We start from the raw sequence: 24,251 nt of genomic DNA, 5'->3' as shown, positions 1-24,251 counted from the left end.
GCATCACAGGCCATACCCTCTCACACCATCGCACCCGAAACGCAACACCCGTGCGGTGTCGCCGGGCGTAACCTCGACGACATGGACCACTGGCTGACCATCGAGGTCTTCGATGGCGAGTCCACGGCTTCCTTGTGGCGGCTCGCCCGCGGTGACGCTCTCACCGAAGCAGCTTTGACGAACGGCGCGGAACAGTGGGTGTGGCACGAACACCGCTGGGGCGTGGTGCTGGAGATCGAGTTCAAGTCGGAGGAAAGCCGCGACGCGTTCCGCGCGCTGCCGGTCGTGACGGCGGCGCTGGACGCCGTGCCGGATCCGGCCCGGGGGTTGCTGGTCTATCCCGGGCGCGGTGGGGGTGCGGGGTCTCGGAAGCCGCGGAAGCCCCGGCCGTTGCCGATGACCGGGGCCGGGGCGGTTCCGGTGCCCGTGGAGTCGGTGAAGATGGGGTTGGCGGAGGCTTTGCCGCCGATGTTCAGCGAAGTCGGCTGAGCAGGCTGGCGATGAACTCTCGCGAGTCTTCCTCACCGAGGGCCCTTGAATCCAAGCCACTCAGCACTCTCCGATAGGCGTTGATCTCGTGGGGCTCCTCGAGGTACATCGATGTTGCCTCGCCTTCGATGCACACAACCGGCTTGAACGAGTCCGACTCGAGCAGCAGGAACCGCCCGGCCGACGCCGGATGTCCTCCCAGGCTCGCCGGGACGATCCGGATCGCCGCGTTCGGCTGTAAAGATATCCGCGCGAGCTGGCGGAGCTGGCCGTCCATCACACCTGCGCCGCCGACTGGGAGGCGGAGCACGAACTCGTGCAGGAAGAACCGGAACCGCACCAGCGGCCTTGCGAGAACCGACTGGCGCGAGAGCCGGGCGAACACGTGCTCATCGACTCTGTCGGGCTCCGCCGGAGCGCCCATTTCGATCGCAAGGTTGCGGGCGTAGTCGCCCGTTTGCAGCAGTCCCGGGACAACGCTCGACTGGAAGGCCGAGATCGTGGTCGCGTGTTCTTCGTGGCTGATCAGCGTCTGCAGAATCTCGGAGCGTTCAAGTAAGCCGGGCTTGCGCATTTCGTCGGCCATGGCCATCAGTTCGCGGTATTCCGCTCCCCTGATCTCCAGCGTCGTCAGGAACCGCGCCAGGCGGGCAGGGTCGGGCCTCGTCAGCCCTCGCGTCACCGACGAGACCCACTGCGCACTCATCTCCAGCTTCCGCGACATCTCGCGGACACCCCAGTGCTTCTCCGCCATGCGCTGGAGCAGCCGTTCGCCGAGCTGCCTGCTACGGATGTTCATGCGGCGAACCTAGAAGCACCGGCCGCGAAAACCCTGACGCCACAACGAGAGTTCCCCCGAAGTGGCGTCAGGTGTCCGCAGCGCGTTACACGGCGGCCGGCTTCTTCGTCAGCTGCGTCAGGAGCTTCGTGCACCAGTCCAGCAGCTCTTCGTCCCGCAGCGTCGGCGCGCCGATCCGGCCGCCGGCCGGGCCCTCCGTGGGCTTCGGGACCGAGACCGTGTTCGTCACGGCCTTGAACGTCGCCTTCGGGTACAGCCTCTTCAACCGGACCATCTGCGAGTCCTGCAACGGCAGCGGCGCGAACCGGATCGTGTTGCCCTGGACCGCCACCTCCGTCACGCCCGCCTCGCGGCACGTGTGCCGGAACCGCGCCACCGACAGCAGCCGGTTCACCGGCGCCGGCGGCTGGCCGTAGCGGTCGATCAGCTCTTCGCGGACCGCGTCCAGCCCCTCGGTGTCCGGCGCCGCCGCGATCTTGCGGTACGCCTCCAGCCGCAAGCGCTCACCCGGGACGTAGTCGTGGGGGATGTGAGCGTCGATCGGGAGGTCGACCCGGACGTCGGCCATCTCCTCGTCCTCCGCCGGCTCGGCGCCCGCGTGCCGCCGGAACGCGTCGACCGCTTCGCCGACCAACCGCACGTAGAGGTCGAACCCGACACCCGCGATGTGCCCGGACTGCTCCGCGCCGAGGATGTTGCCCGCGCCGCGGATCTCCAGGTCCTTCATCGCGACCGCCATGCCCGCGCCCAGCTCGGTGTTCTGGGCGATCGTCGCGAGCCGGTCGTGGGCCGTCTCGGTCAGCGGCGCCTCCGGCGGGTACAGGAAGTACGCGTACCCGCGTTCGCGACCTCGCCCGACGCGGCCGCGCAGCTGGTGCAGCTGGGCCAGCCCGAGCAGGTCACCGCGCTCGACGAGCAGCGTGTTCGCGTTCGAGATGTCGAGCCCGGTCTCGACGATCGTGGTGCACACCAGGACGTCGTACTCGTTCTCCCAGAAGCCCTGGATGATCTTTTCGAGCTTGTCCTCGTTCATCTGCCCGTGCGCGGTGACGACGCGCGCCTCCGGCACCAGCTCCCGGATGTGCCGCGCGGCCTTCTCGATCGAGGAGACGCGGTTGTGGACGTAGAACACCTGGCCGTCGCGCAGCAGCTCACGGCGGATCGCCGCGCCGACCTGCTTGTCGTCGTACGAACCGACGTACGTCAGGATCGGGTGCCGGTCCTCGGGCGGGGTGAGGATCGTCGACATCTCGCGGATGCCGGCCAGCGACATCTCCAGCGTCCGCGGGATCGGGGTCGCGGACATCGTCAGCACGTCGACGTGCGTGCGCAGCGCCTTGATGTGTTCCTTGTGCTCGACACCGAAGCGCTGCTCCTCGTCGACGATCACGAGGCCGAGGTCCTTGTAGCGGATGCCCGTCTGCAGCAGGCGGTGCGTGCCGATCACGATGTCGACCTCGCCGGCGGCGAGCTGCTCCAGGATGAGGTCGGACTCGGTCTTGTTCGTGAAGCGGGACAGGCCCTTGATCGTCACGGGGAACGAGCGCATGCGCTCCTGGAACGTGTTCAGGTGCTGCTGCGCGAGCAGGGTCGTCGGGACGAGCACGGCGACCTGCTTGCCGTCCTGCACCGCCTTGAACGCCGCGCGCACGGCGATCTCCGTCTTGCCGTAGCCGACGTCGCCGCAGATGACGCGGTCCATCGGGACGCCGCGTTCCATGTCGGCCTTGACCTCGTCGATCGCGGCGAGCTGGTCGTTGGTTTCGGTGAACGGGAAGGCGTCCTCCAGCTCGCCCTGCCACGGCGTGTCCGGGCCGAACGCGTGCCCGGGCGCGGCCTGGCGCGCGGCGTAGAGCTGGACCAGCTCGGCGGCGATCTCCTTGACCGCCTTCTTGGCCCGGGCCTTGGTGTTCTTCCAGTCGGAGCCGCCGAGCTTGTTCAGCGTGGGCAGCTCGCCGCCGACGTACTTGGACACCTCGTCGAGCTGGTCGGTCGGCACGAACAGCCGGTCGCCCGGGTGCCCGCGCTTGGACGACCCGTACTCCAGCAGCAGGTACTCGCGGGTCGCGCCGGCGACCGTGCGCTGCACCATCTCGACGAACCGGCCGATGCCGTGCTGCTCGTGCACGACGTAGTCGCCGTTCTTGAGCGCCAGCGGGTCCACCGCGTTGCGCCGCCGGGACGGCATCTTGGTGGTGAGGTCCTTTGTGGACGTTCCGGCGCCGGAACCGCGGCCGGTCAGGTCCGCCTCGGTGAGCACGACCAGGGCGCGCTCCGGCGAGACGAAGCCGTCCGTCAGGCCGCCGCAGGTGACCGTGACCAGGCCCGCCGCGGGCACCCCGGTGAGACCGTCGCCGGCCTGCGTCGCCGGGACGTCCGCGCCCGAGAGCTGCTCGACCGCGCGCGCCGCGGTGCCCTGGCCGGCGACGACGAGCACCGCCGTGCCGCCCGCCGCCGTGTGGGCGCGCAGGTCCGTCATCGCGCGCTCGAGCTCGCCGCGGTACGCCGGCGCGGCTTCGACCGAGACGCGGTAGACGTCCGGGTCTTCGCTGGTCAGCTGGGTGAGCGTCCACCAGGAGCGCTTGGTGTCCTGCGCGTGGGACGCGATCTCGTCGAGCCCGCGGTAGGCGGACGCGCCGAGGTCGATCGGGGCCTGGCCGCCCGCCGCGGCCGTCGTCCAGGACGCTTCGAGGAACTCCTGGCCGGTGCGGACGAGGTCGGCGGCCCGGGCGCGGATCTTCTCCGGGTCGGTCACCAGGACGTGGGTGCCGATCGGCATCGCGTCGGTGAGCAGCTCCAGCTCGCCTTCGCAGAGCACCGGGATGAGGGCCTCCATGCCCTCGACCGGGATGCCGTCGGCGAGCTTGGTGAGCATCTCGGCCAGGTGCGCGTCGGCCTCGTACGTCTTCGCCAGCTCCGCGGCCTTCTCCTTGACCGGCGGCGTGAGCAGCAGCTCCCGGCACGGCGGCGCGGTGACGCGCGCGATCTCGCCGGGCAGCGACCGCTGGTCGGAGACGGCGAACGCGCGGATCTCGCTGACCTCGTCGCCCCAGAACTCGACGCGGACGGGGTGCTGCGCGGTCGGCCCGAACAGGTCGAGGATGCCGCCGCGGACGGCGAACTCGCCGCGCTTCTCGACCATGTCGACGCGGACGTAGGCCAGCTCGACGAGCCGTTCGAGGAGGCCCTCGAAGCTCTGCTCCTCGCCGACGACGAGGTCGACCGGCTCGAGCGAGCCGAGGCCGGGGGCCATGGGCTGGATGAGGCTGCGGACGGTCGCGACGACGACGCGCAGGGTGTCGTCCTCGGTCTTCAGCCGGTGCAGCACCTCCAGCCGGCGGCCGACGGTGTCGGCGCGCGGGGAGAGCCGCTCGTGCGGGAGGGTCTCCCAGGAGGGGAAATCGACCACCCGGTCCTGGCCGACGAGCGCGCCGAGCGCGGCGGTCAGCTCGTCGGCCTCGCGGCCGGTGGCGGTGACGGCGAGGACGGGTTTGCCCGCGCCCTCGTCGGCGGCGAGGGCGGCGGCGACGAGCTGCCGGGCGGCGATCGGGCCTTGCAGCTCGAGCAGCGGCGCACCGGCGCGCTCGACCACGCCACGCAGTGCCGGGTCGGGCAGGATGGCGGTGAGGAGTCCGGACAATGGAGCGTTTGTCACGGTCCCAGCCTACGTGCCACCCCCGACAGGTTTCCGATCACGGCTGGTCGCGCAGCAGTTCCGCCACCTCCGCGAGCCGCGGCAACTGCTCGTCGAACACCTTCGGGTCGGTGCTCGCGATCCGCAGCAGGACGTGCTCCGCCCCTTCGTACTCACGCAGCCGCGAAGCCACCTCCGCGACGCTTCCCGTCACCTGCATCTGGATGCCCTGGACGTACTCCGCCGGCGCGCCGTAGTTGGTCAGGCAGTACTCCTCCAGCAGCGCGCGCCCGCGGTCCACGTCGTCCTCCACCAGGACCGTCGCGAACAACGCCGGCGTCACCGGGCGCGACGCCCGTTCGCGGATCCGGGCCAGGCCGGACCCGTAGTCCGCCGGGTCGGGCGGGTAGGGCAGCCAGCCGTCGTACAGCCGGCCGACGCGCTCCAGCGCCCCCGGCGTGTACGCCGCCAGCCACACCGGCGGCCCGCCCGGCCGCGCGGGCGCGGGATAGGAAGGCAGCGAGTCGTGGTGGAGCACCTCGCCGTGGAACGACGACTCGCCGCTCCACGCCGCCCGCCACAGGCCCACGATGTCGTCGAGGCGCGCTCGCCGGCGCGCCCAAGGCACCCCGACGAACGCGAACTCCGGCTCGCTGCGGCCGGCGAACCCCGCGCCGACGGCCACCGTGAGGCGGCCGCCGCTGAGCAGATCGAGCGAAAGCAGCTGGTTCGCCGAAAGAACCGGGTCCCGCAACGCCGGGAGCAGCGCGGACGTCCCCAGGGTCACCCGGGAAGTCCGGGCGGCGAACGCGCCCAGCACGGTGAAAGCGTCCAGCGGAGCCCGCGCGAGGGTGTCGCCCACCCAGACCGAGTCGAGGCCGAGCTCCTCCGCGGAGACGGCGACGTCGACCAGCTCGGGCGCGGTCCGCCCGGCGTCGAGGATGGGCTGGTAGGTCGGCACGACCAGGCCGTAGTTCGTCATGCCGGAAGCCTCGCCGAAGCGGGGAATGCCCTCAATTCCCCGCGAGGAATGGCGCGCCCGAGCAGGATGGGACCGTGGACTTCGGAACGGCGCTCAAGGACTGGCGCACCCGGCGGCGGCTCAGCCAGCTCGACCTGGCGCTGCGCGCGGGCACGACGCAGCGGCACGTGAGTTTCATGGAAAGCGGCCGTTCGGTGCCCGGCCGCGGGATGGTGCTGCGCGTCGCGGAATCCCTCGAACTGCCGCTGCGCGAGCGCAACGGCCTGCTCCACGCGGCCGGCTACGCGCCGACGTACCCCGAAACCCAGCTCGGCGACCCGGCGATCCGGCCGGTGCTCGACGGGCTGCGGCGGCTGCTCGACGGCCACCGTCCCTACCCCGCGATCGTCGTCGACCGCTACGGCCTGCTCGTCGCGAAGAACGACGCTTTCTCCCTGCTCATCGAGGGTGTCGCGCCGGAATTGCTCGAAGAACCGGTCGACACGCTGCGGCTCGCGCTGCACCCGCGCGGAATGGCGCCGCGCGTGCGGAACCTCGACGACTGGGCCCGCCACATCCTGGAGCGCCTCCGCAACGACCTCGCGCGCACCCCGGACGACCGGCTCGCCGCGCAGCTCGCCGAGCTGACGGGGTACCTGCCGCCGGAACGGCCGCCGAGCGCGGACCACCTCGGGTTCGCCGTCCCCGTGCGACTGTCCACTTCGGCCGGTGAACTGCGACTGATCACGGCGATCACGACGTTCGCGACCGCCGCCGACGTCACGGTGTCGGAGCTGAAGCTGGAGACGTTCCTGCCCGCGGACGCCGAAACCGCGGAACGGCTTCACACCCCCAGCGCCGTCGTGTGAGAGTAGTGCCATGCCCAAGAGGCCCCTTCAACACGTGATCGGCTCGAAGGCGGCCGCAGCTGTCTCGCGTATCTGGCTGGACATCGATGCGGCCGTAGACGAGGTCAAGAACGACTACGGTGAGGATTTACTCGTCCAAACCTCCCTGAGAGGCGAGGTGGACCCTTCTCGAGTATGGGTCCAAGTCAAGGGGCGCTCGCAAATCGATCCGACTTCCTTCAATAAAAAGAGCGTCCGAGTACCGATCGACCGCGCCATCCGATGGGCCTACAGCGCCGAGACAGTCGCGCTCGTATTGTGGGACGTTAGCGCAGATCGCGGTTGATACACGTACCCGAGAACACAGGTTGACCCGATCGATCTCCTCCTGTCTGGAAAACAGTGGATTTCCCTTAAGTTCGACGAATCCGATAAATTCGACCGGACAGCCGCCCACCTGATCGCATGGGATGCACGAATTCAACATTCTTTCGGCAGATACCTCGTTGCCATGGAAAGCTACTCCTCTGCGGAACGACTTGGCACCGAGGGCGCCTCGCACCGACCTTATCGAGCGGCATACTTTGCAATATACGACTTACTGCGCAAGGTGCAGATATTCACTGATGAAGATGTAGTACCAGAGAGACTGATAAGCACATTGAAAAATGGCTATAGGCACACTTGGGAGAAGCCTCTACCGCCCGGAGAACGATTCTCCCGAGCCCTTAATTTGATCGTCCTAAGTCATTTCCAAGAGACAACCGGGTGAGGCCTCCCGGCGGGACTTATACTTGCAACGACAAAATTCGTCGCAAGCATGATTCTCTCGGGGCGAACCGTTCTGGATTGGGCACGAGACGAAGGGCTCTTGTAACCCAAGTCCACCTGATCGAGCCGCGGAACGCCTTCAGAGCACCAGCGCCGTCAGGTGACCCACCAGCAGTTCCGTGCTCGCCCACAGCACGGCCGCGCACACGCTGCCCACGGCGAACCGGCGGTACGGCATCGCCGCCGAGCCCGCGACGCGCGGCACCAGCGTCCGGACGCCGGCCAGGCAGCGGCCCGCGATCACCGCCGGGACGCCGTAGCGCTCGACCGCCGCTTCGGCGCGGTCCCAGCGGTCCTGGCCGATGCGGCGGACGAACCGGGACCGGCGGAGCCGCCGTCCTTCGAAGTAGGCCAGCTGGTCGCCCACGACCGCCGCGACCACGGCCACCGGCAAAGCGAGTCCGAGGTGGAGCGTGCCCCGCTCGGCGAGGAACCCCATCAGCAGCAGCGCGGACAGCGTCGGCAGCACGATTCCGGGCAGCAGCGCGGTTTCCGCCGTGATCAGCAGCGCGCAGACTAGGTAGACGACCAGCGGGGGCGCGTCAAGCAGTGGCCGCAGCAGGCTGTCCATGCGTCGTCCTCCCCACCGTCACCGGCAGCGCCGCGCGGTAGACGAACGCGGGCGGCAGGTTCTCCCAGACGACAGAAGTGCGCTCCACCACGGCGAAACGGCTTCGCAGCGAAGCGGCGAAGCCCCGCGCGGGTGGCGTCCAAGCCGTGTGGGCGTACGCGAACGTCGTGAACCGGCCGTTCGGGGCGAGCGCCGCCGTGACCGCGTCCAGGATGCGGTGCCTGCGGTCCGCCGTCATGGCCGTCCACGGCAGCCCGGAGACGACGACGTCGAGGTCGCCGGCGTCGAGGTGCTCTGCCGAACCGGTGACGACGTCGGCTTGGGGAAAGCGCTTGCGCAGCGAAGCGGCGAAACGCGGGTTGATCTCGTACGCGGTCAGACGTGCTTCGGGACGAAGCAGCGCGAGAACCGCTTCGGTGAACACGCCGGTGCCCGGGCCGAGTTCGACGACGCGGGCCGCGCGTTCCAGGCCGAGGCCCGCCGTCATCGTTTCGGCCAGCCTCGGCGAGCTGGGCGCGATCGCGCCCGTCAGCATCGGGTGGCGGAGGAATTCCCTGGTGATCGACATGATCCCGACGCTAGGAACGGCGGCGGTGGCCGCGAATCCGCCGGATCGGCCGGTCCGGTCCTCCCCGAGGAGGACACGGTCTGGCCGGAGGGATGACGACCCGGGCCGGGTCCCGGCATTACGTTCGGTGGCGTGGAACGACTCGTGAGGTGGGTGCGCGGGCACCGGTGGACGGTGGACCTGCCGCTGTACGCCGTGTTCGTCTTCCTCGGGCCCAACTGGAACGGGGAGCCGGCGTGGGGTGTCCGCGCCCTTTCGATGCTCTTCCTGCTCCCGATCCTGGTGCGCCGCCGGTACCCGCGCACGGCCGCGGTGCTGATCATCGCCGGGGCGGCGGTGGTGTACCTCGACGAGATCTGGGCCTACGACCGCGGCCGGACCGAGCTGGCGATGACGGTCGTGCTGTTCAACCTCGTGAAGCTGGGTGACCGGCGCTTCGCCGCGCTCATCGCGGCCGCCATCGTCGTGCTCGACTTCCAGTGGGGCGTCCTGTGGGGCCCGGGCACCCAGAACCCCACGTTGACGATCATCGGCATCCTGCCGCTGCACTTCGCCGCGTGGGCGCTCGGGGAGTTCTTCCGCAAGCAGGAGCAGCTCACCGCGGAGGAGGAGAAACGCGCCGAAGCACAGTCACGCGCGGCCGTCGCGGAAGAGCGCGCCCGGATCGCGCGCGAGCTCCACGACGTCCTCGCGCACAGCATGAGCGTCATCGTGCTGAACGCCGAAGGCGCGAAGCTCGCCCGGCACCGCGACCCCGAAGCCGTCGACCGCACGCTCGACACGATCGGCCGCACGGGCCGGGACGCGCTGGCCGAGCTGCGGCGGCTCCTCGAAGTCATGCACGCCGGCCAGGCCGCGCGCAGTCCCCAGCCGACCGTCGACGAGCTGCGCGCCCTCGTCGAGCAGTGCGGGCGCGCCGTCGCGCTCGAGGTCACCGGCGACCCCGGTGGCCTGCCCGCGAGCGCCGCGCTGCAGGCGTACCGGATCGTCCAGGAGGCACTGACCAACATGATCAAGCACGCCCCGGCCGACGCGACCGGCCGCGTCGAAGTCGCCTTCGGGCCGGCGGAGATCCGGATCGAGGTGACGAACACCGGCGGGAAGGCCGCGCCGGTGCCCGCGTTGCCCTCGTCCGGGCGCGGGCTCACCGGGATGCGCCAGCGCGTCGAGATGTACCACGGCGAACTGGCGGCCGGGCCGTCGCCGGAGGGCGGGTACCGGGTGTGCGCGAGCCTGGTGGTGGCGTCGTGACGACGCGGGTGCTGCTCTGCGACGACCAGGAGCTGGTGCGCGTCGGGCTGCGGATGATCGTCGAAAGCCAGGACGACCTCGTCGTCGCGGCCGAGGCGGCGAACGGCGAGGAGGCCGTCGCGAAGGCCCGGGAGCTGCGGCCCGACCTGGTGCTGATGGACGTCCGGATGCCGGTGCTCGACGGCGTCACCGCCACCGGGCGGATCTGCGCCGAGCTGCCGGACGTGCGCGTCCTGATCATCACGACGTTCGACCTCGACGAGTACGCCTACGCCGCCCTGCGCGCGGGTGCCAGCGGGTTCCTGGTGAAGGACGCGCCGTCGGAAGAGATGCTCGTCGCGATCCGCGGTGTGCTGCGCGGCGACTCGATGGTCTCGCCGTCGGTCACGCGGCGGCTGCTCGACCGCTACCTCGACGACGACCGCGATCCGGTGGACATCGCGAAGCTCGGCGTGCTGACCGAGCGCGAGAAGGACGTGCTGGGGCTGATCGCGCGCGGGCACTCCAACGGCGAGATCGCGGCGAAGCTGTACATCGGCGAGACGACGGTGAAGACGCACGTCGGGCGGATCCTCGGCAAGCTCCGGCTGCGCGACCGGGTGCACGCGGTGGTCTTCGCCTACGAGTCCGGGCTGGTGCGTCCAGGGGCGTGATCACTCCCTATTTATCCTCTTGATAGGGATGTATAGAGTACTTTGCATGACGATATACAAGTCCGACGCGGGCGCGCGCCTTCTGCGTGAGCGCTACCTCGAGGCACTGACGAGCTGGCCGGTCCCGCGCGACGAAGTGCGCGTGCCGACCCCCGAAGGCGAGACGTTCGTCCTGGTCTCCGGCCCCGAGAGCGCGCCCACGCTGGTGCTTCTGCACGGCTCCGGCAGCAACTCGGCGGAATGGGCGCACCGGATCCCGGCGCTGGTCGAGCGGTTCCGGGTGTACGCCGTCGACATCATCGGCGAACCCGGGATGAGCGCCGAGACGCGGCCGCCGCTCGACAGCGACCGGTACGCGCAGTGGCTGGACGCGGTGCTGGACCACTTCGGCGTCTCGCGGGCGGCCTTCCTGACATCGTCGTTCGGCGGCTGGCTGGCGCTCGACTACGCGACCCGGCGGCCCGAGCGCGTCGCGGCGCTGGCGCTGCGGTGCCCGATCGGCCTCGGCCCGACGAAGAAGGGGTTCGTCGTCAAGGCGGTGCTGCTGTCACTGCTCGGGGAGAAGGGACGGCGGAAGTCGGTGGCCGGCGTCGTGGGCGAGCCGGAGTCGTCACCGATCGTCGAGCAGCAGCTGCTCGTGTCGGCGAACTACCGGTACCGCACCGGCCCGTTCCCGGTCTTCGGCGACGCGGCGCTGGGCCGGCTGACCATGCCGGTGTACGCCGTCGCCGGGGCGGAGGACGCCATGGTCGACTCCCGGACGACCCAGCGGCGGCTCGAGGCGGCCGGCGCGGTCGTGGACCTGGTGCCCGGCACCGGGCACCACATCCCGGGCTCGGCCGACCTGGAGTTCCTGAAGGAGGCCGCGGCGAACGGTGATTTCACCGCTTGATGGCAGGATGGGCCGTATGCGGCGTGTGCTGGGTCTCATCGGTGCGGTGTCCCTGCTGGTCACGGGCTGCTCGGGGGCGTCGAGCGCGCCCGTCCAGAGCGTTCCGCCCGCGGCCACGCCGCCAGCGGCGAGCGGGAAGTTCAAGGTCGAGACGGTGACGGCCGGGCTGCAGCACGGCTGGGACATCGGCTTCCTGCCCGACGGCGGCATCCTCGTGCCGCAGCGGCCCGGCAAGCTCGCGCTGGTCCGCGGCGGGCAGGCGACCGACGTCAAGGCCGACTTCTCCGACGTCCTCGTGCAGGGCGAAGGCGGGCTGCTCGGCATGGCCGTCAGCCCCGACTTCACGACCAGCCGCGAGTTCATCACCTGCCAGGACCACCAGGAGGGCGGCAAGGCCGTCGACATCCGGCTGGTCACGTGGAAGCTGGCCGACGACGGCGCGAGCGCGTCGAAGGTCAAGAACCTGCTGACCGGGCTGCCGGTGAACCCGAGCGGCCGGCACTCCGGCTGCCGTCCGACGTTCGCACCGGACGGCGCGCTGCTGGTCGGCACCGGCGACACGGCGCGCGCGTCGATCGCGCAGGACCGCCACTCCCTGGGCGGCAAGGTGCTGCGGCTGGACGCGAAGACCGGGAACCCGTTGCCGGACAACCCGTTCATCACGTCTTCGGACCCGAAGGAACGGCTGATCTACACCTTCGGCCACCGCAACGTCCAGGGCGTGGCGATCCGGCCGGGCAGCGGGCAGGTGATCACGGCCGAGCACGGGCCGACCTTCGACGACGAGGTCAACCTGCTGAAGCCGGGCGCGAACTACGGCTGGGACCCGTCGAAGGGCGGCACGGACTCGAGCTACGACGAGAGCGTGCCGATGACCGACCTCAAGCGCTTCCCGGACGCGGTAAGTCCACTGCGGACGTCCGGCAAGATCACCGAGGCGATCAGCGGCGACGCGTTCCTGACGGGCGCGCAGTGGGGCCGCAACGACGGCGCGCTGGTCGTGGTGGCGTTGAAGGGGCAGAAGCTGCTGCTGTACCACTTGGACGCGGCGGGCAAGGTCCTCGACGTCTCGCTCCCCCCGGAGTTCGACGACAAGTTCGGCCGCCTGCGCGCGGTCCGCAGCGGCCCGGACGGCGCCCTGTACGTGACGACTTCGGACGGAACGGACGACAAGCTGCTGAAGGTCACACCGGCCTGAGCATGAGAAAGCCACGGGCCGCCGGTGCCGTGGACACTTCCGCCGGGGTGGCGGATCGCGGAACATGTTCTGTACCAAGAGTTTTCGCCCGCCCCCGACGAGTGTTGGACGCGGTCCGAAGATAGCGTTCCCGCGGCAGCACCGCGCCGGTCCCCGAGCGCCATCGCCGACCTGGCGATCGGGGACCGGCCTCCAAACCGTGCCCCTCCCCTAGGATCGGGGCATGACCAAGATCGACCCGGCCACGTCCGCGCTCGTGCTCGTCGACCTGCAGGAGCGGATCGTGACGCTCCCGACGACGCCGTACCGAGGGGAAGAGGTCGTCGCGAACGCACTGCGGCTGCGGGCGGCGTTCCGCGAGGCCGGCGCCCCCGTGGTGATCGTCAAGGTGTCGCGGCCGGACAACCCGCCCGGCAACGAGCTCGTCTTCGACGCGCAGGACGACAAGATCGTCACCAAGTACGCGATCGGCGGTTTCGCGAACACGGACCTCGACGAGTTCCTGCGCGGGACGGGCGTGAAGACGGTGTACTTCGGCGGCATCGCCACGGAGTTCGGCGTGGAGTCGACCCTGCGCGCGGCGTCCGACCACGGCTACGACACGGTCGCGGTGTCGGACGCGATGACGGCGCTGTCCGAGATCTCGCACGAGAACGCGATCACGAAGATCTTCCCGAGGCTCGGCACGGTCATGACGACGGACGAGGCACTGGCGGGCCTGAAGTGATCGACAAGATCGCGTGGATCCACCTGGTGGACGGCCGGATCCTGAGCACGCGTTCCCGTGGCAAGCAGGTCTACTACCTGCCCGGCGGCAAGCGCGAAGCGGGCGAGACGGACGTCGAGACGCTGGTCCGCGAGATCCGCGAAGAGGTGTCGGTGGAGATCGCCGAGCCGACGATCGCGCCCGCGGGTGTGTTCGAAGCCCAGGCCGACGGCAAGGCGGCGGGGATCGTCGTGCGCATGACCTGCTTCACCGCGGACTACACGGGAACGTTGGCGGCGAGCAGCGAGATCGAGGAGATCGCGTGGCTCGGCTACGCGGACCGGGAGCGGGTCTCCCCGGTGGACAAGATCATCTTCGACCACCTGCGCGACGCGGGTTCGCTCAAGTAGCGAGGAATTCGGCGACTTCCGCGCCGAAGGTGCGCAGCTCTTCGCCCGGCGTGACGAAGGTTCGGACGGTGACGGCCCAGGGACGCGTTTCGTCGTGAATCGGTTCGCGGCCCTGCAACGTCCACGCCAGCTCCACGGCACGACCGTGGTGGGTCGCGCGGAGTCCGAGGTCGGCGCGAGCGGACTGCCACACCCGCTCGCCGGACCAGCCGCGGAAATCCCGCTCGAGGCCGGCGGTGAAAGGGCCGAGGCCATCGCCGTGGAGGGTCATCACGCTGGCGGAGGCCGCCAGGCCGTTCCCTTCGGCCCGCGCCGTGAAGTACACCAGGTCGCCTTCGGACGCATCGAGGTCCGTGAGGGTCAGCGTGACCCCCGGCCCCGCCAGGAAAACCGTCATCCCAGCCGAAGCTTCGGCTTGTGCTCCAGGTGCGACAGCCCGTTCCACGCCAGATTCACGAGGTGCGCGGCGACCTCGTCCCGCTTCGGCTTCCGCGCGTCCAGCCACCACTGCCCGGTCAGCGCGACCATCCCCACCAAAGCCTGCGCGTACAACGCCGCCAGCTTCTCGTCGTACCCGCGAGCCGCGAACTGCTGGGCCAGGATGTGCTCCACCTGGCTCGCGATGTCGTTCAGCACCGTCGAGAACGTGCCCGTCGAACTCGCCACCGGGGAATCGCGGACCAGGATCCGGAAACCGTCGTGGGAATCCTCGACGTACGACAGCAAAGCCGTCGCCGCCTGTTCGAGCATCACGCGGGGGTGGCCGCCGTGCAGGGTGGACACCATGCGCTCCAGCAGCAGCTGGGTTTCGCGGTCCACCACCACCGCGTAGATGCCCTCTTTGCCGCCGAAGTGTTCGTACACCACGGGTTTCGACACGTTGGCGCGGTGCGCGATCTCCTCGATCGACGTGCCGTCGAAACCCTTTTCGGCGAACAACGCCCGCGCCACGTTCAGCAATTGCTGACGCCGCTCGCTGCCGGTCATCCGGACGCGCGTCACCGGGGCGACCGGACGCGCCCCGGTGACCTGCTCACGTTTGGAACGTCGTCTCCCCGCCATCGGGGCAGCCTAGTTGACTAGCCCTTTTCCGTCGCGATTCGGGCCAAGCGCTGCGGCGTCGGCCAGCGCACGTCGTGCACCCAGCCGAACTTCTCGAAGATCCAGATCAGCCGCGCGGAAATGTCGATCTGGCCGCGCTTCACGCCGTGGCGCGCGGACGTCGGGTCGGCGTGGTGGAGGTTGTGCCACGACTCGCCGAACGAGAAGATCGCCAGCGGCCAGAAGTTCGCCGACTTGTCGCGCGCGGCGAACGGGCGCTCGCCGATCATGTGGCAGATCGAGTTGACCGACCACGTCACGTGGTGCAGCACGCAGATGCGGACCAGCCCGGCCCAGAAGAACGCGGTGACCGCGCCCCACAGCGACCACGAGATCAATCCGCCCAGCAGGGCCGGCAGCGCCAGGCTGACCAGCGACCACAGCCAGAACAGGTCGTCGACCTTCTTGATGGCCGGGTCCTTGACGAGGTCGGGCGCGAAGCGCTCGGCGTTGGTCTGGTCGCGCTCGAACAGCCAGCCCATGTGCGCGTGCCAGAAGCCCTTGGCGATGGCCCACGGCGAGGTGCCGAACGCCCACGGGGAGTGCGGGTCGCCGTCGCGGTCGGAGAACGCGTGGTGGCGGCGGTGGTCGGCGACCCAGGTGATGACCGGGCCCTGCAGCGCGATGCTGCCGGCGATGGCCATGACCACGCGCAGCCACGGCTTGGCCTTGAACGAGCCGTGCGTGAAGTAGCGGTGGTAGGACACCGTGATGCCGAGCCCGCTGATCGCGTAGAACACCACGAAGATGCCGACGTCGACCCAGCTCAGTCCCCAGCCCCAGGCGAAGGGCACCGCGACCAGCAGTGCCACCAGCGGCGCGATCACGCCGAAGTAGACCGACAGCTGCACGCCGATGCCTCGCGTGCCTTCAGTAACGGGTTTGGGCCCCTTGGGAGCGGAAGGCTCCCCGGCGGGCTGAGAACGGTCGAGCGTGGCCGTCATACGCTTCACTTCTCCCTATGCGGGCAACCTAATGACGTAGGGTGCCCTAACCTACGATGCCGTAAGTTACGGTACAGGAGGTTTCGGCGACTGGGGAGTGCCGGAAGCCTCACACCCGTACTTCGGAACCGGGGTACCCGGCGGACTGGGCGGTAACGCATCCCCCGCGCGGACGACACCCGATCGTCGCTATCCTGACCAGGATCGATCCGCCGTAGTGTAATCGGCAGCACTTCAGATTTTGGTTCTGACAGTTCAGGTTCGAATCCTGGCGGCGGAGCAGCTCGAGGACCCGAACCCACGACACCGGGAGGTTGGCGCTGACCGACGAGGCGACCGACCCGGGTGCGGCCAGGCGTCCCGCCCTGGCCGAAATGTCCGATGCCTGGCTGGTCGGGCGTGCGCGGGAGCTGATCGCCGCGGTCCAGCGGCAGGACTACACCCAGCAGCTCCAGATCGTCGAGCTGATGGACGAGCTCCTCGACGAGACCCAGCGCCGCGGCGAGCCGACGATGATCGCGCAGCTCCTGCGCGCGTCCGCGATCGCCCGGCTGATCACCAAGGGCCTGGCCGCGGAGGCCGAACCGCGGCTCGACGAGATGCTCGCGCACACCCGGCGCCACGGCCTCGCGCTGTTGCGGGCCGACGCGCACGCGCTGCGCGGCCGGCGGCTGGTGATCGCCGCGCAGGAAGACCCCGCGCTCACCGAGATCGCCCGCGCGCTGGCCATCCTCGACGACTCCGCGATCCCGAACCGGCAGGTCGGCATCCGCCAGTGGAACCGGATGCTGTGGTCGGCGCTGAACGACTGCTGGATCGTGCTCAACCAGCTCGGCGTGTACGAAGCCGCCGAAGAGGTCATCGGCCGCGCCGCCTCCGTGATCCGCGAGAGCGCGAGCCCGCACGAGATCACGCTGCAGCTGATGAACCGGGTGAAGATGCTGCTCGGCTGGGGCCTGCGGCTCGAGCGCATCGACGAGTACGACGAAAGCGCCGAGAAGTTCCGCACCGCCGCTTCCATGGCCGTGGCCGCCGAAGGCCCGTTCACCGAGTCGCTGTTCCCGCGGAAGGCGGGCGTCCCGGCCGTCGACCAGGTCGGCGTCCTCGCCTCGGCGCAGGCGCTGCACAGCCCGAGCGCCGACCAGATCGACCGGCTCCGGGCGCTGCACGAAGGCACCGGCTACCCGGGCGAACGCGAGATCGTCGCGATCGCGCTGGCCCGCTGCCTCGACCAGGCCGGCCGGCGCGAAGACGCTCTCGGCGTGCTGCGGCACGCCCGCGAGTCGCTGACCGACGACACGTCGCAGCCGTCGATGCGGCTGAACATCGCCCGTGAGCTGGCCCGGCTGGACACCAGCCCGGACTACGCGTCCGGCGCCAGCCAGTCGCTGATCGACTACGCCACCCGGCTCGAGTCCGAGATGTGGAGCCTGCGCGAGTCGCAGATCGCCACGCTGAACGCGCGTCGCGAGCACGAACGGCTCTCGGCCGAGCACGGCGCGATCACGCAGCAGGCGCTGCAGGACCCGCTCACCGGCCTGCCGAACCGGCGCGCGCTGGACGAGAAGCTGCGCCAGCTCGCGTCGTCGGCCGACGCGCAGCCGCTCGCCGTCGCGCTCGTCGACCTCGACGGCTTCAAGGGCGTCAACGACAAGGCGTCCCACGCCGAAGGCGACAACGTGCTGCGCGTCGTCGCGAGCACGCTGCGTGACGCGCTGCGCGGCGACGACCTGGTGGCGCGCTACGGCGGCGACGAGTTCATCGTCCTGCTCCCGGGCACGCCGGCGTCCGCGGCGAAGATGGCGCTCGGGCGCGCGGTGAAGTCCGTCGCGGGCCTGCCGCACCACCTTTCGCACGGCGTCACGCTGTCCATCGGGCTCGTCTCGCTGCGGCCGCAGGAGCGTGGCGAGCAGGTCCTCGCGCGCGCGGACGCGGCCATGTACCAGGCGAAACGCGGTGGCGGCAACCAGGTGGCCTCGGCCAACTCGATGGCCGCCGATCCCGCCGCCGCGTGGTCGGGCGAAGGCCTTCCCACCGACCCGGCGTGGGAGCCCGAAGAGCCCAGTTAGGATCGGTGCCCGACAGAAGCCATCTTGTGGTAACCGTTGGGAGCGCCGTTGACCGGCCCGCTGAGCACGTTGATCCTCGCCGCGGGTGAGGGCACCCGCATGCGATCCGCGACCCCGAAGGTGTTGCACCCGATCGCCGGGCGGCCCCTCGTGGAGCACGCCGTCCGGGCCGCGGCCGGCCTGGACCCGGAGCACCTCGTCGTGGTGACCGGCCACGGCCGCGAGGCGGTCGGCGCCCACCTCGCCGACGTCGGCACGGCCCTCGGGCGCGAGGTCGGCACCGCCGTGCAGGCCGAACAGAAGGGCACCGGGCACGCCGTGGGCTGCGCGCTCGCGACCCTGCCGGCGGACCTCACCGGCACGGTGATCGTCAGCTACGGCGACGTCCCGCTGCTGGACACCACGACGCTGCGCGCCCTGCTCGAGGAGCACACCGACGCGAAGAACGCCGTCACCGTGCTCACCGCCGTGGTCGACGACCCGACCGGCTACGGCCGGATCACGCGTGACGACGCCGGCAAGGTCACCGGGATCGTCGAGCACAAGGACGCGACCCCGGATCAGGCGGAGATCACCGAGATCAACTCGGGCGTCTACGCCTTCGACGCCGCGGTGCTGCGCGACGGCCTCTCCCGCCTCTCGACGGACAACGCGCAGGGCGAGCTCTACCTCACCGACGTCCTGGGCATCGCGAACGGCGACGGGCTGCACGTCGGCGCGCTCGTGGTCGACGACCCGTGGCTGACCGAGGGCGTCAACGACCGCGTCCAGCTGTCGGTGCTCGGCGCCGAGCTCAACCGCCGGATCGTGCGGCGCTGGCAGCGGGAGGGCGTCACGGTCGTCGACCCGGCCACGACCTGGATCGACGCGGGCGTGACGCTGTCGCGGGACGTCGTCATCGAGCCCGGCGTCCAGCTCAAGGGCACGACGTCGGTCGGCGAGGGCACGATCCTCGGGCCGGACAGCACCCTGACGAACATGGTCATCGGCGCCGGCGCGTCCGTCGTGCGCGTGCACGGCTCCGACTCGGAGCTGGGCGACGGCGTCAACGTCGGCCCGTTCACCTACCTGCGACCGGGCACGAAGCTGGGCGAGAAGGGCAAGCTCGGCGCGTTCGTCGAGACGAAGGCGGCCGACATCGGCGCCGGCACGAAGGTGCCGCACCTGACCTACGTCGGCGACGCCACGATCGGCGAGCACAGCAACATCGGCTGCTCGAGCGTGTTCGTGAACTACGACGGCGTGAACAAGCACCGGACCGTTATCGGGTCCTATGTCCGGTTGGGCGCGGACAACACGTTCGTCGCTCCGGTGCAGGTCGGTGACGGCGCTTACAGTGGGGCGGGTGCCGTGATCCGCGAGGACGTCCCCCCGGGCACACTCGCGGTGTCGGCGCCGCCGCAGCGCAACATCGAAGGCTGGGCGATCCGGCGCCGGCCGGGTACGCCCGCGGCGGAGGCGGCCCAGGCCGCCCTCGACGCCGAGTCAGCAGCAGGAACCGACGGGGAGTCGCCAGCATGAGTCCGAAGCAAGGCACGCCGAAGAAGAACCTCATGCTCTTCTCCGGGCGCGCACACCGGGAGCTCGCGGAAGAGGTCGCCGAGCACCTCAACGTGACGATCACCCCGCAGACGGCCCACACGTTCGCCAACGGCGAGCTGTTCGTCCGCTTCGAGGAGTCCGTCCGCGGGACCGACGCCTTCGTCATCCAGGCGCACACCACGCCCATCAACGAGTACGTGATGGAGCAGCTGATCATGGTGGACGCGCTCAAGCGGGCGAGCGCGAAGCGGATCACCGTGGTGATGCCGTTCTACCCGTACGCGCGCCAGGACAAGAAGCACAAGGGCCGCGAGCCGATCTCGGCGCGGCTGATCGCGGACCTGTTCAAGACCGCGGGCGCCGACCGGATCATGACGGTCGACCTGCACACCGCGCAGATCCAGGGCTTCTTCGACGGCCCCGTCGACCACCTGATGGCGCAGAGCGTGCTGGCCGACCACATCAAGAAGACCTACGGCGACGCCGACATCACGGTCGTCTCGCCGGACTCGGGCCGCGTGCGGCTGGCCGAGAAGTGGGCGCAGCAGCTGGGCGACCGGCCGATCGCGTTCATCCACAAGACGCGCGACCCGGACAAGCCGAACCAGGCCGTGGCGAACCGCGTGGTCGGCAAGGTCGAGGGCAAGCTCTGCGTCCTGATCGACGACATGATCGACACGGGCGGCACGATCGTGAAGGCCACCGAGGCCCTGATCGACGAGGGCGCGGCGGACGTGGTCATCGCGACGACCCACGGCATCCTGTCCGACCCGGCGACCGAGCGGCTTTCGCAGTGCAAGGCGCGCGAGGTGATCGTGACGAACTCGCTGCCGATCCCGGAGGAGAAGCGCTTCGACGGGCTGACGGTCCTGTCGATCGCCCCGATGCTGGCGGAGGCCATCCAGCAGGTCTTCGAGGACGGCTCGGTCACGTCCCTCTTCGACGGCAACGCCTGACGATTCTTTCCCGGAAGCCCGCTCTCCCGCGTCGGGAAGGCGGGCTTTCCGCTGCCCGCGACGTCCGGCTGAGTACGCGTGTCGTCCGCCGGGCGCGAACTCCGCGCCCGGCGGCGGTTCCCGCCGCTAGCGTCAGCGGCATGGGGAACTTCAAGTTCGGCGTCAGCTTCCGCGAAATCGGCAGCCGGGACGCCTGGATCGCCAAGTGCCGTCGCGCCGAGGAACTCGGCTACGACGTCATCACCGTGCCCGACCACCTCGGCACCGGGCGGTTCGCGCCGTTCCCCGTGCTCGCCATGGCCGCCGCCGTCACCGAACGGCCGCGGCTCGGCACCCTCGTCTCCAACGTGCCCTTCTACAACCTCGCGCTCTTCGCGCGCGAAGCCTCCTCGACGGCCGCGCTGCTCGACGGACGGCTCGACCTCGGCCTCGGTGCCGGGCACATGAAGGCCGAGTTCGACGCCGCCGGCCTCCCCTGGCAGAACGCCGCCAAGCGGATCGCCTACCTCGACGAGAGCCTTGCCTACCTGCGGAAACACTTCGAGGACGAGGGTATTGACCACCCGCGGCTGCTGATCGCGGGCAACAGCGACGGCGTCCTGGAGCTGGCCGCCGAGCACGCGGACGTCGTCGGGTTCGGCGGGCTCCGGCAGCAGCCGGGCAAGCCGCCGGGCACCTTCAAGCTCGACAACGCCGAGGCGATGGACGAGCGCGTCGCGTACTTCCGTTCCCGCACCGGCCGCGACCCCGAATACAACATGCTGGTCCAGCACGTCGAGGTCACCGGCGACCGAGAGAAGGCCGCCGAGGCGTGGCACGAGCTGACCGAGCGCGGCGCCGTCGCCGACGCCCGGGAGCTCCTCGACGCGCCCCAGCTCCTGCTGGGCACGGTCGAGGAGATCGCCGGGCAGCTCGAACAGCGGCGCGAACGCTACGGCTTCTCCTACATCACGGTCTTCGAGCCGTTCCTCGAGACTTTCGCGCCCGTGCTGAAAGAACTTCAGTAAGCGACGGTGAACCGCGCGCGGCGGTGCTTCGGCTGCTCGATCTCGTCGACGTACGCGGTCGCGAAGTCGTCGCCGCCGATGTGCGACTTGCCGTTCTCGTCGGTCACCAGGACGTCGCCGCCGAGCCGGAACTCACCCTTGCGCTCGCCCGGGGTCCAGGCCCCGAACTCGGCGGCTGGGCTGACGTAGAACCAGTCGAGGTCCTCGGGCTGCTCGCGCAGCAGGCCGAGCACCTCGGCGTGGTTGCCGGCCTCTTCCTTGTACTCGGCCGGGAACTCCGGGGTGTCGAACAGCCGCGGACCGCCTTCGGCGACCAGCAGGCTCGCCGCGCCGCCCACGAACGACAGCCGGACGCCGTTCTCCCGCGCGATCCGGGCCAGCGACGGCACCGCGTCGATCAGCTTCCGGCCGTCGATCGCGCGCGCCGGGGTGGCGACCACGATGACGTCCGCGTCCTTGGCGACCCGCGCGACGAACTCCTCGTCGTGCAGGGAGCCCTGGTGCTCGTCGACGCCATCGGGCACCGAGCCGGGATTGCGCGCGACGCCGACCACCTCGTGCCCGCGCCGCAGCGCCTCGGCGCCGATCTTGCCCCCGGCGTACCCCGTCGCTCCGAAAACCACCAGCTTGGCCATGTCATTTCTCCGTTCGTTTCGGCTGTCCGCAGCCGATGCTAGGAACGGAAGTTCACCTACTTCAACGGAAGGAACGCACCCCCGGGTAGGTGTCCAGCTCAGCCGCCCAGGCCCGCGAACTCCGCGGCGACCTTCTGCTTCACCGCGTTGACGTCGAGGGCCGCGCGCACCTCCGCCGTCGCGTTCGGCTTGGACAGCACCTGGTAGCTGGCCGTGCGGTTCGGCAGCTTGAACTTGACCGTGCAGGACATCTTCACCGTCGCGTACGGCTCGGCGTCGGCCGCCGTCGTGCAGGTCTGCGCACCGAGTGAGTCGGCGCTGACCTCGACCGAAAGGTTGATGTGGACGACGCTCTTCCCGCCCGAGGCCGACGAGCCGACCACGCTGGTGGAGACGTCGACGGTCGTCGTGCAGGAGCCGACGAAGTCCTTGCAGTCGAGGGTGTCGTTCGTGACGACGGCGCTGGCCTGCACCAGGCCCTCGAACGGCTGCCCCAGCCCGCCGACGGCGTTGTCGAGGTCGGTGTGGAACGTCTTCAGCGCGTCGCCGGCGATCGGGTCGACGCGGAACTCGGCACCGAACTTCGGTCCGGCCTGCGGGTCGAGCAGCGCCGGGGCGAAGCTGACGACCCGGTTCGGCTTGGCCGTGGTGACGCGCAGGACGCTGGGCGTGGCGCCGAGCTGGTAGACCTCGGTGCCGTCCGGGAGCTTCGCCTTGACCGGGTCGCCCAGCCGGTCGAGGCCGGACAGGGCCTTGCGCAGCCCGTCGGCCAGCGCCTGCGGGGCGAACCGGGCCGCGGGGTCGAAGGGCAGCTCGGAGCCGAGCGAGCGCACCCAGCTCGTGCCGAACTGCGTGCCCTCGTCGATGGCGTGCGCCTTCCAGTAGTCGGCGTCGGCCTGCAGGTAGAACTGGCCCGCGGCCGAGGTCACCTGGACGACGCGTCCCTCGAGCGGCAGCCCGCCGAACGCGCTGCCGCCGCGGGTGACCCTGAACTGCTGCTCGGCGCCCTTGGTCACCGACTTCAGGGAGAGCGCGGGCGCCTGGCCCAGCGCGGTGAGGGCCGCGTCGACCGCGGCGCGCTGCTCGGCGCGCCGGTCGGCCGTCTGCCGGCCCGCGGCCGAGACCCCGGCGCTGCCGGGGACCGCCACCTGGCAGCCGGCCAGCAGTCCGCCCAGCAGCAGCACCGCCGCCGCCATGGCCCGTCGAGCCCGCATCTTCCGCCCCTTGCTCTGCGCCTGCGTCCGAGCACACCTCGGCCGGTGAAGTCCCGCCACCGGATTTGTGTCGTCACGCACCGGGGTTCAGGAGGGTTCTAGCCTGGCCCGGGCCCCCGCCGCAACCCACCGTGATGAGGTTGGTTTACACTCTTGAGGTTGTCTCGGCGAGGCGGGGCCCTACTCGGGTGCCCGGCGTGATCGACGCGGCGGCTCGAGTAGCCCCGGCTGTCGTGCACGCCTGAAACTCGCCGCCGCAACCGCCTGAACAGAACAACGCAAGCATCCCCGCCGCAGCATGCTGTCTCCCGCACCATGTTCGTGATTTGAAGGAGTGCCACACCGTGTCCGAGGTACGTCTGTCCGTCGAGCCGCGCACCGAGTTCGGCAAGGGCGCCGCGCGTCGCACGCGTCGCGCCGGCAAGATCCCCGCCGTCCTGTACGGCCACGGCTCGGACCCGCGGCACTTCGCGCTGCCGGCCATCGAGTTCGCCCGCGTCGTCCGCGAGAACGGCTCCAACGCCGTCATCACCCTCGCGCTCGAGGGCTCCGACGAGCTCGCGCTGACGAAGACCATCGTCGTGCACCCGCTCAAGAACTACATCGAGCACGTCGACCTGCTGGTCGTGAAGCGCGGCGAGAAGATCGTCGTCGACGTGCCGGTCGTCGTCACGGGCAACCCCGGCCCCGGTGGCCTGGTCAACCAGGACGTCGACACCCTGCAGGTCGAGGTCGAGGCGCTGCACATCCCGGAGCAGTTCGAGGTCTCGATCGAGGGCCTCGAGGTCGGCAGCCAGGTCCTGGCCGGCCAGGTCGAGCTGCCGCAGGGCGCCACCCTGGTCACCGACCCCGAGTCGCTGGTCGTCGCCGTGAACGAGCCGCAGCGTGAAGAGGCCGACGACGACGCCGCCGAAGCGGGCGAAGAGTCGGCCGAAGCCGCCGAATAGCCTCCGCCTTCCTCCCCGCCACCAC

Annotated in this window: 24 protein-coding genes and 1 tRNA gene; 15 read left to right on the top strand and 10 right to left on the bottom strand. The window is 70.2% G+C overall.

Translation table 11 applies throughout. The annotated features are described in order from the left end of the window. Window positions 1-81: 81 nt before the first annotated feature. The gene (locus AA23TX_RS02165) at window positions 82-489 is read left to right on the top strand and encodes a hypothetical protein (RefSeq protein ID WP_155540917.1); all 408 of its coding nucleotides are present in this window, start codon (window positions 82-84) and stop codon (window positions 487-489) included. Here the strand turns inward: AA23TX_RS02165 and AA23TX_RS02160 are convergent. The 3 genes from AA23TX_RS02160 to AA23TX_RS02150 all read right to left on the bottom strand — a co-directional run bounded on the left by AA23TX_RS02160 (window position 473) and on the right by AA23TX_RS02150 (window position 5,904). Then, window positions 473-1,288, bottom strand: a complete 816-nt coding sequence (locus AA23TX_RS02160; RefSeq protein WP_196425149.1) for a helix-turn-helix domain-containing protein — start codon at window positions 1,286-1,288, stop codon at window positions 473-475. The two genes, AA23TX_RS02165 and AA23TX_RS02160, sit on opposite strands and share 17 nt — an antisense overlap. An 85-nt stretch (window positions 1,289-1,373) precedes the next feature. Further along, entirely contained in the window at window positions 1,374-4,928 is a 3,555-nt protein-coding gene (mfd, locus tag AA23TX_RS02155; RefSeq protein ID WP_155544198.1) for a transcription-repair coupling factor, read from the bottom strand. 52 nt (window positions 4,929-4,980) lie between these two features. Then, entirely contained in the window at window positions 4,981-5,904 is a 924-nt protein-coding gene (locus tag AA23TX_RS02150) for an LLM class flavin-dependent oxidoreductase (protein ID WP_155540916.1), read from the bottom strand. Between the two features lie 74 nt (window positions 5,905-5,978). Between AA23TX_RS02150 and AA23TX_RS02145 the strand changes: the two genes are divergently transcribed. Together AA23TX_RS02145 and AA23TX_RS02140 are read left to right on the top strand one after the other, a co-directional pair. Next, entirely contained in the window at window positions 5,979-6,752 is a 774-nt protein-coding gene (locus AA23TX_RS02145) for a helix-turn-helix transcriptional regulator (RefSeq protein ID WP_155540915.1), read from the top strand. Between the two features lie 10 nt (window positions 6,753-6,762). Beyond that, window positions 6,763-7,077: a DUF4365 domain-containing protein gene (locus AA23TX_RS02140; RefSeq protein ID WP_155540914.1), complete on the top strand. Its 315-nt coding sequence runs from the start codon at window positions 6,763-6,765 to the stop codon at window positions 7,075-7,077. A gap of 564 nt (window positions 7,078-7,641) precedes the next feature. Here AA23TX_RS02140 and AA23TX_RS02135 read toward each other — a convergent pair. Both AA23TX_RS02135 and AA23TX_RS02130 read right to left on the bottom strand, forming a co-directional pair. Continuing rightward, entirely contained in the window at window positions 7,642-8,133 is a 492-nt protein-coding gene (locus tag AA23TX_RS02135) for a DedA family protein (protein ID WP_155540913.1), read from the bottom strand. Next, entirely contained in the window at window positions 8,105-8,701 is a 597-nt protein-coding gene (locus AA23TX_RS02130) for a class I SAM-dependent methyltransferase (protein WP_155540912.1), read from the bottom strand. The genes AA23TX_RS02135 and AA23TX_RS02130 overlap by 29 nt, the downstream gene beginning before the upstream one ends. 132 nt (window positions 8,702-8,833) lie before the next feature. On the opposite strand from AA23TX_RS02130, the gene AA23TX_RS02125 reads away from it, so the two are divergent. The 6 genes from AA23TX_RS02125 (at window position 8,834) to AA23TX_RS02100 (ending at window position 13,811) form a co-directional block, all read left to right on the top strand. Next, window positions 8,834-9,952: a sensor histidine kinase gene (locus AA23TX_RS02125; RefSeq protein ID WP_230862306.1), complete on the top strand. Its 1,119-nt coding sequence runs from the start codon at window positions 8,834-8,836 to the stop codon at window positions 9,950-9,952. Further along, on the top strand, window positions 9,949-10,605 hold the full coding sequence (locus AA23TX_RS02120; protein ID WP_155540911.1) for a response regulator: 657 nt from the start codon (window positions 9,949-9,951) through the stop codon (window positions 10,603-10,605). The genes AA23TX_RS02125 and AA23TX_RS02120 overlap by 4 nt, the downstream gene beginning before the upstream one ends. A gap of 46 nt (window positions 10,606-10,651) precedes the next feature. Continuing rightward, window positions 10,652-11,497 carry an alpha/beta fold hydrolase gene (locus AA23TX_RS02115; protein ID WP_155540910.1) on the top strand — a complete coding sequence of 282 codons (846 nt, stop codon included), beginning with the start codon at window positions 10,652-10,654 and terminating at the stop codon, window positions 11,495-11,497. A 16-nt stretch (window positions 11,498-11,513) separates the two neighbouring features. Next, window positions 11,514-12,695, top strand: a complete 1,182-nt coding sequence (locus tag AA23TX_RS02110) for a PQQ-dependent sugar dehydrogenase (protein ID WP_155540909.1) — start codon at window positions 11,514-11,516, stop codon at window positions 12,693-12,695. A 223-nt stretch (window positions 12,696-12,918) separates the two neighbouring features. Continuing rightward, the gene (locus tag AA23TX_RS02105; RefSeq protein WP_155540908.1) at window positions 12,919-13,422 is read left to right on the top strand and encodes an isochorismatase family protein; all 504 of its coding nucleotides are present in this window, start codon (window positions 12,919-12,921) and stop codon (window positions 13,420-13,422) included. Then, complete coding sequence (locus AA23TX_RS02100; RefSeq protein ID WP_155540907.1) at window positions 13,419-13,811, top strand: NUDIX hydrolase; 393 nt, start codon at window positions 13,419-13,421, stop codon at window positions 13,809-13,811. The genes AA23TX_RS02105 and AA23TX_RS02100 overlap by 4 nt, the downstream gene beginning before the upstream one ends. Here the strand turns inward: AA23TX_RS02100 and AA23TX_RS02095 are convergent. The 3 genes from AA23TX_RS02095 to AA23TX_RS02085 all read right to left on the bottom strand — a co-directional run bounded on the left by AA23TX_RS02095 (window position 13,804) and on the right by AA23TX_RS02085 (window position 15,856). After that, entirely contained in the window at window positions 13,804-14,208 is a 405-nt protein-coding gene (locus AA23TX_RS02095; RefSeq protein WP_155540906.1) for a DUF6228 family protein, read from the bottom strand. The genes AA23TX_RS02100 and AA23TX_RS02095 overlap by 8 nt on opposite strands. Next, complete coding sequence (locus AA23TX_RS02090) at window positions 14,205-14,798, bottom strand: TetR/AcrR family transcriptional regulator (protein WP_155544196.1); 594 nt, start codon at window positions 14,796-14,798, stop codon at window positions 14,205-14,207. Before AA23TX_RS02090 ends, AA23TX_RS02095 begins: the two co-directional genes overlap by 4 nt. A gap of 92 nt (window positions 14,799-14,890) precedes the next feature. After that, complete coding sequence (locus AA23TX_RS02085) at window positions 14,891-15,856, bottom strand: acyl-CoA desaturase (RefSeq protein WP_155540905.1); 966 nt, start codon at window positions 15,854-15,856, stop codon at window positions 14,891-14,893. A gap of 208 nt (window positions 15,857-16,064) precedes the next feature. Here AA23TX_RS02085 and AA23TX_RS02080 point away from each other — a divergent pair. The 5 genes from AA23TX_RS02080 to AA23TX_RS02060 all read left to right on the top strand — a co-directional run bounded on the left by AA23TX_RS02080 (window position 16,065) and on the right by AA23TX_RS02060 (window position 21,430). Next, window positions 16,065-16,136 (top strand) — tRNA-Gln (locus AA23TX_RS02080). Window positions 16,137-16,170: 34 nt separating this feature from the next. Next, complete coding sequence (locus AA23TX_RS02075) at window positions 16,171-17,925, top strand: GGDEF domain-containing protein (RefSeq protein ID WP_155540904.1); 1,755 nt, start codon at window positions 16,171-16,173, stop codon at window positions 17,923-17,925. A 48-nt stretch (window positions 17,926-17,973) separates the two neighbouring features. Beyond that, window positions 17,974-19,446, top strand: a complete 1,473-nt coding sequence (gene glmU, locus AA23TX_RS02070; protein ID WP_155540903.1) for a bifunctional UDP-N-acetylglucosamine diphosphorylase/glucosamine-1-phosphate N-acetyltransferase GlmU — start codon at window positions 17,974-17,976, stop codon at window positions 19,444-19,446. Further along, window positions 19,443-20,423: a ribose-phosphate diphosphokinase gene (locus AA23TX_RS02065; protein WP_155540902.1), complete on the top strand. Its 981-nt coding sequence runs from the start codon at window positions 19,443-19,445 to the stop codon at window positions 20,421-20,423. Before glmU ends, AA23TX_RS02065 begins: the two co-directional genes overlap by 4 nt. A gap of 140 nt (window positions 20,424-20,563) precedes the next feature. Further along, entirely contained in the window at window positions 20,564-21,430 is an 867-nt protein-coding gene (locus AA23TX_RS02060) for a TIGR03621 family F420-dependent LLM class oxidoreductase (protein WP_155540901.1), read from the top strand. Here AA23TX_RS02060 and AA23TX_RS02055 read toward each other — a convergent pair. Together AA23TX_RS02055 and AA23TX_RS02050 are read right to left on the bottom strand one after the other, a co-directional pair. Beyond that, window positions 21,424-22,065 carry an NAD(P)-dependent oxidoreductase gene (locus AA23TX_RS02055; RefSeq protein WP_155540900.1) on the bottom strand — a complete coding sequence of 214 codons (642 nt, stop codon included), beginning with the start codon at window positions 22,063-22,065 and terminating at the stop codon, window positions 21,424-21,426. The two genes, AA23TX_RS02060 and AA23TX_RS02055, sit on opposite strands and share 7 nt — an antisense overlap. Window positions 22,066-22,163: 98 nt before the next feature. After that, window positions 22,164-23,279, bottom strand: a complete 1,116-nt coding sequence (locus AA23TX_RS02050) for a hypothetical protein (protein WP_230862305.1) — start codon at window positions 23,277-23,279, stop codon at window positions 22,164-22,166. A gap of 344 nt (window positions 23,280-23,623) precedes the next feature. On the opposite strand from AA23TX_RS02050, the gene AA23TX_RS02045 reads away from it, so the two are divergent. Continuing rightward, entirely contained in the window at window positions 23,624-24,226 is a 603-nt protein-coding gene (locus tag AA23TX_RS02045; protein WP_155540899.1) for a 50S ribosomal protein L25/general stress protein Ctc, read from the top strand. Window positions 24,227-24,251 lie beyond the last annotated feature (25 nt).

Origin of the sequence: Amycolatopsis camponoti, from assembly GCF_902497555.1 — a bacterium.
Classification (GTDB): domain Bacteria; phylum Actinomycetota; class Actinomycetes; order Mycobacteriales; family Pseudonocardiaceae; genus Amycolatopsis; species Amycolatopsis camponoti.
This window is presented reverse-complemented; position numbering and strand designations above follow the sequence as displayed.

Excerpts from the sequence above, each read along its gene's own strand:
- AA23TX_RS02135 (WP_155540913.1), bottom strand. The coding sequence starts at position 8,133 with ATGGACAGCCTGCTGCGGCCACTGCTTGACGCGCCCCCGCTGGTCGTC.
- AA23TX_RS02160 (WP_196425149.1), bottom strand. The coding sequence starts at position 1,288 with ATGAACATCCGTAGCAGGCAGCTCGGCGAACGGCTGCTCCAGCGCATG.
- AA23TX_RS02150 (WP_155540916.1), bottom strand. The coding sequence starts at position 5,904 with ATGACGAACTACGGCCTGGTCGTGCCGACCTACCAGCCCATCCTCGAC.
- AA23TX_RS02050 (WP_230862305.1), bottom strand. The coding sequence starts at position 23,279 with ATGCGGGCTCGACGGGCCATGGCGGCGGCGGTGCTGCTGCTGGGCGGA.
- AA23TX_RS02165 (WP_155540917.1), top strand. The coding sequence starts at position 82 with ATGGACCACTGGCTGACCATCGAGGTCTTCGATGGCGAGTCCACGGCT.
- AA23TX_RS02130 (WP_155540912.1), bottom strand. The coding sequence starts at position 8,701 with ATGTCGATCACCAGGGAATTCCTCCGCCACCCGATGCTGACGGGCGCG.
- AA23TX_RS02090 (WP_155544196.1), bottom strand. The coding sequence starts at position 14,798 with ATGACCGGCAGCGAGCGGCGTCAGCAATTGCTGAACGTGGCGCGGGCG.
- AA23TX_RS02140 (WP_155540914.1), top strand. The coding sequence starts at position 6,763 with ATGCCCAAGAGGCCCCTTCAACACGTGATCGGCTCGAAGGCGGCCGCA.
- AA23TX_RS02085 (WP_155540905.1), bottom strand. The coding sequence starts at position 15,856 with ATGACGGCCACGCTCGACCGTTCTCAGCCCGCCGGGGAGCCTTCCGCT.
- AA23TX_RS02055 (WP_155540900.1), bottom strand. The coding sequence starts at position 22,065 with ATGGCCAAGCTGGTGGTTTTCGGAGCGACGGGGTACGCCGGGGGCAAG.
- AA23TX_RS02105 (WP_155540908.1), top strand. The coding sequence starts at position 12,919 with ATGACCAAGATCGACCCGGCCACGTCCGCGCTCGTGCTCGTCGACCTG.
- AA23TX_RS02065 (WP_155540902.1), top strand. The coding sequence starts at position 19,443 with ATGAGTCCGAAGCAAGGCACGCCGAAGAAGAACCTCATGCTCTTCTCC.
- AA23TX_RS02110 (WP_155540909.1), top strand. The coding sequence starts at position 11,514 with ATGCGGCGTGTGCTGGGTCTCATCGGTGCGGTGTCCCTGCTGGTCACG.
- AA23TX_RS02060 (WP_155540901.1), top strand. The coding sequence starts at position 20,564 with ATGGGGAACTTCAAGTTCGGCGTCAGCTTCCGCGAAATCGGCAGCCGG.
- AA23TX_RS02095 (WP_155540906.1), bottom strand. The coding sequence starts at position 14,208 with ATGACGGTTTTCCTGGCGGGGCCGGGGGTCACGCTGACCCTCACGGAC.
- AA23TX_RS02115 (WP_155540910.1), top strand. The coding sequence starts at position 10,652 with ATGACGATATACAAGTCCGACGCGGGCGCGCGCCTTCTGCGTGAGCGC.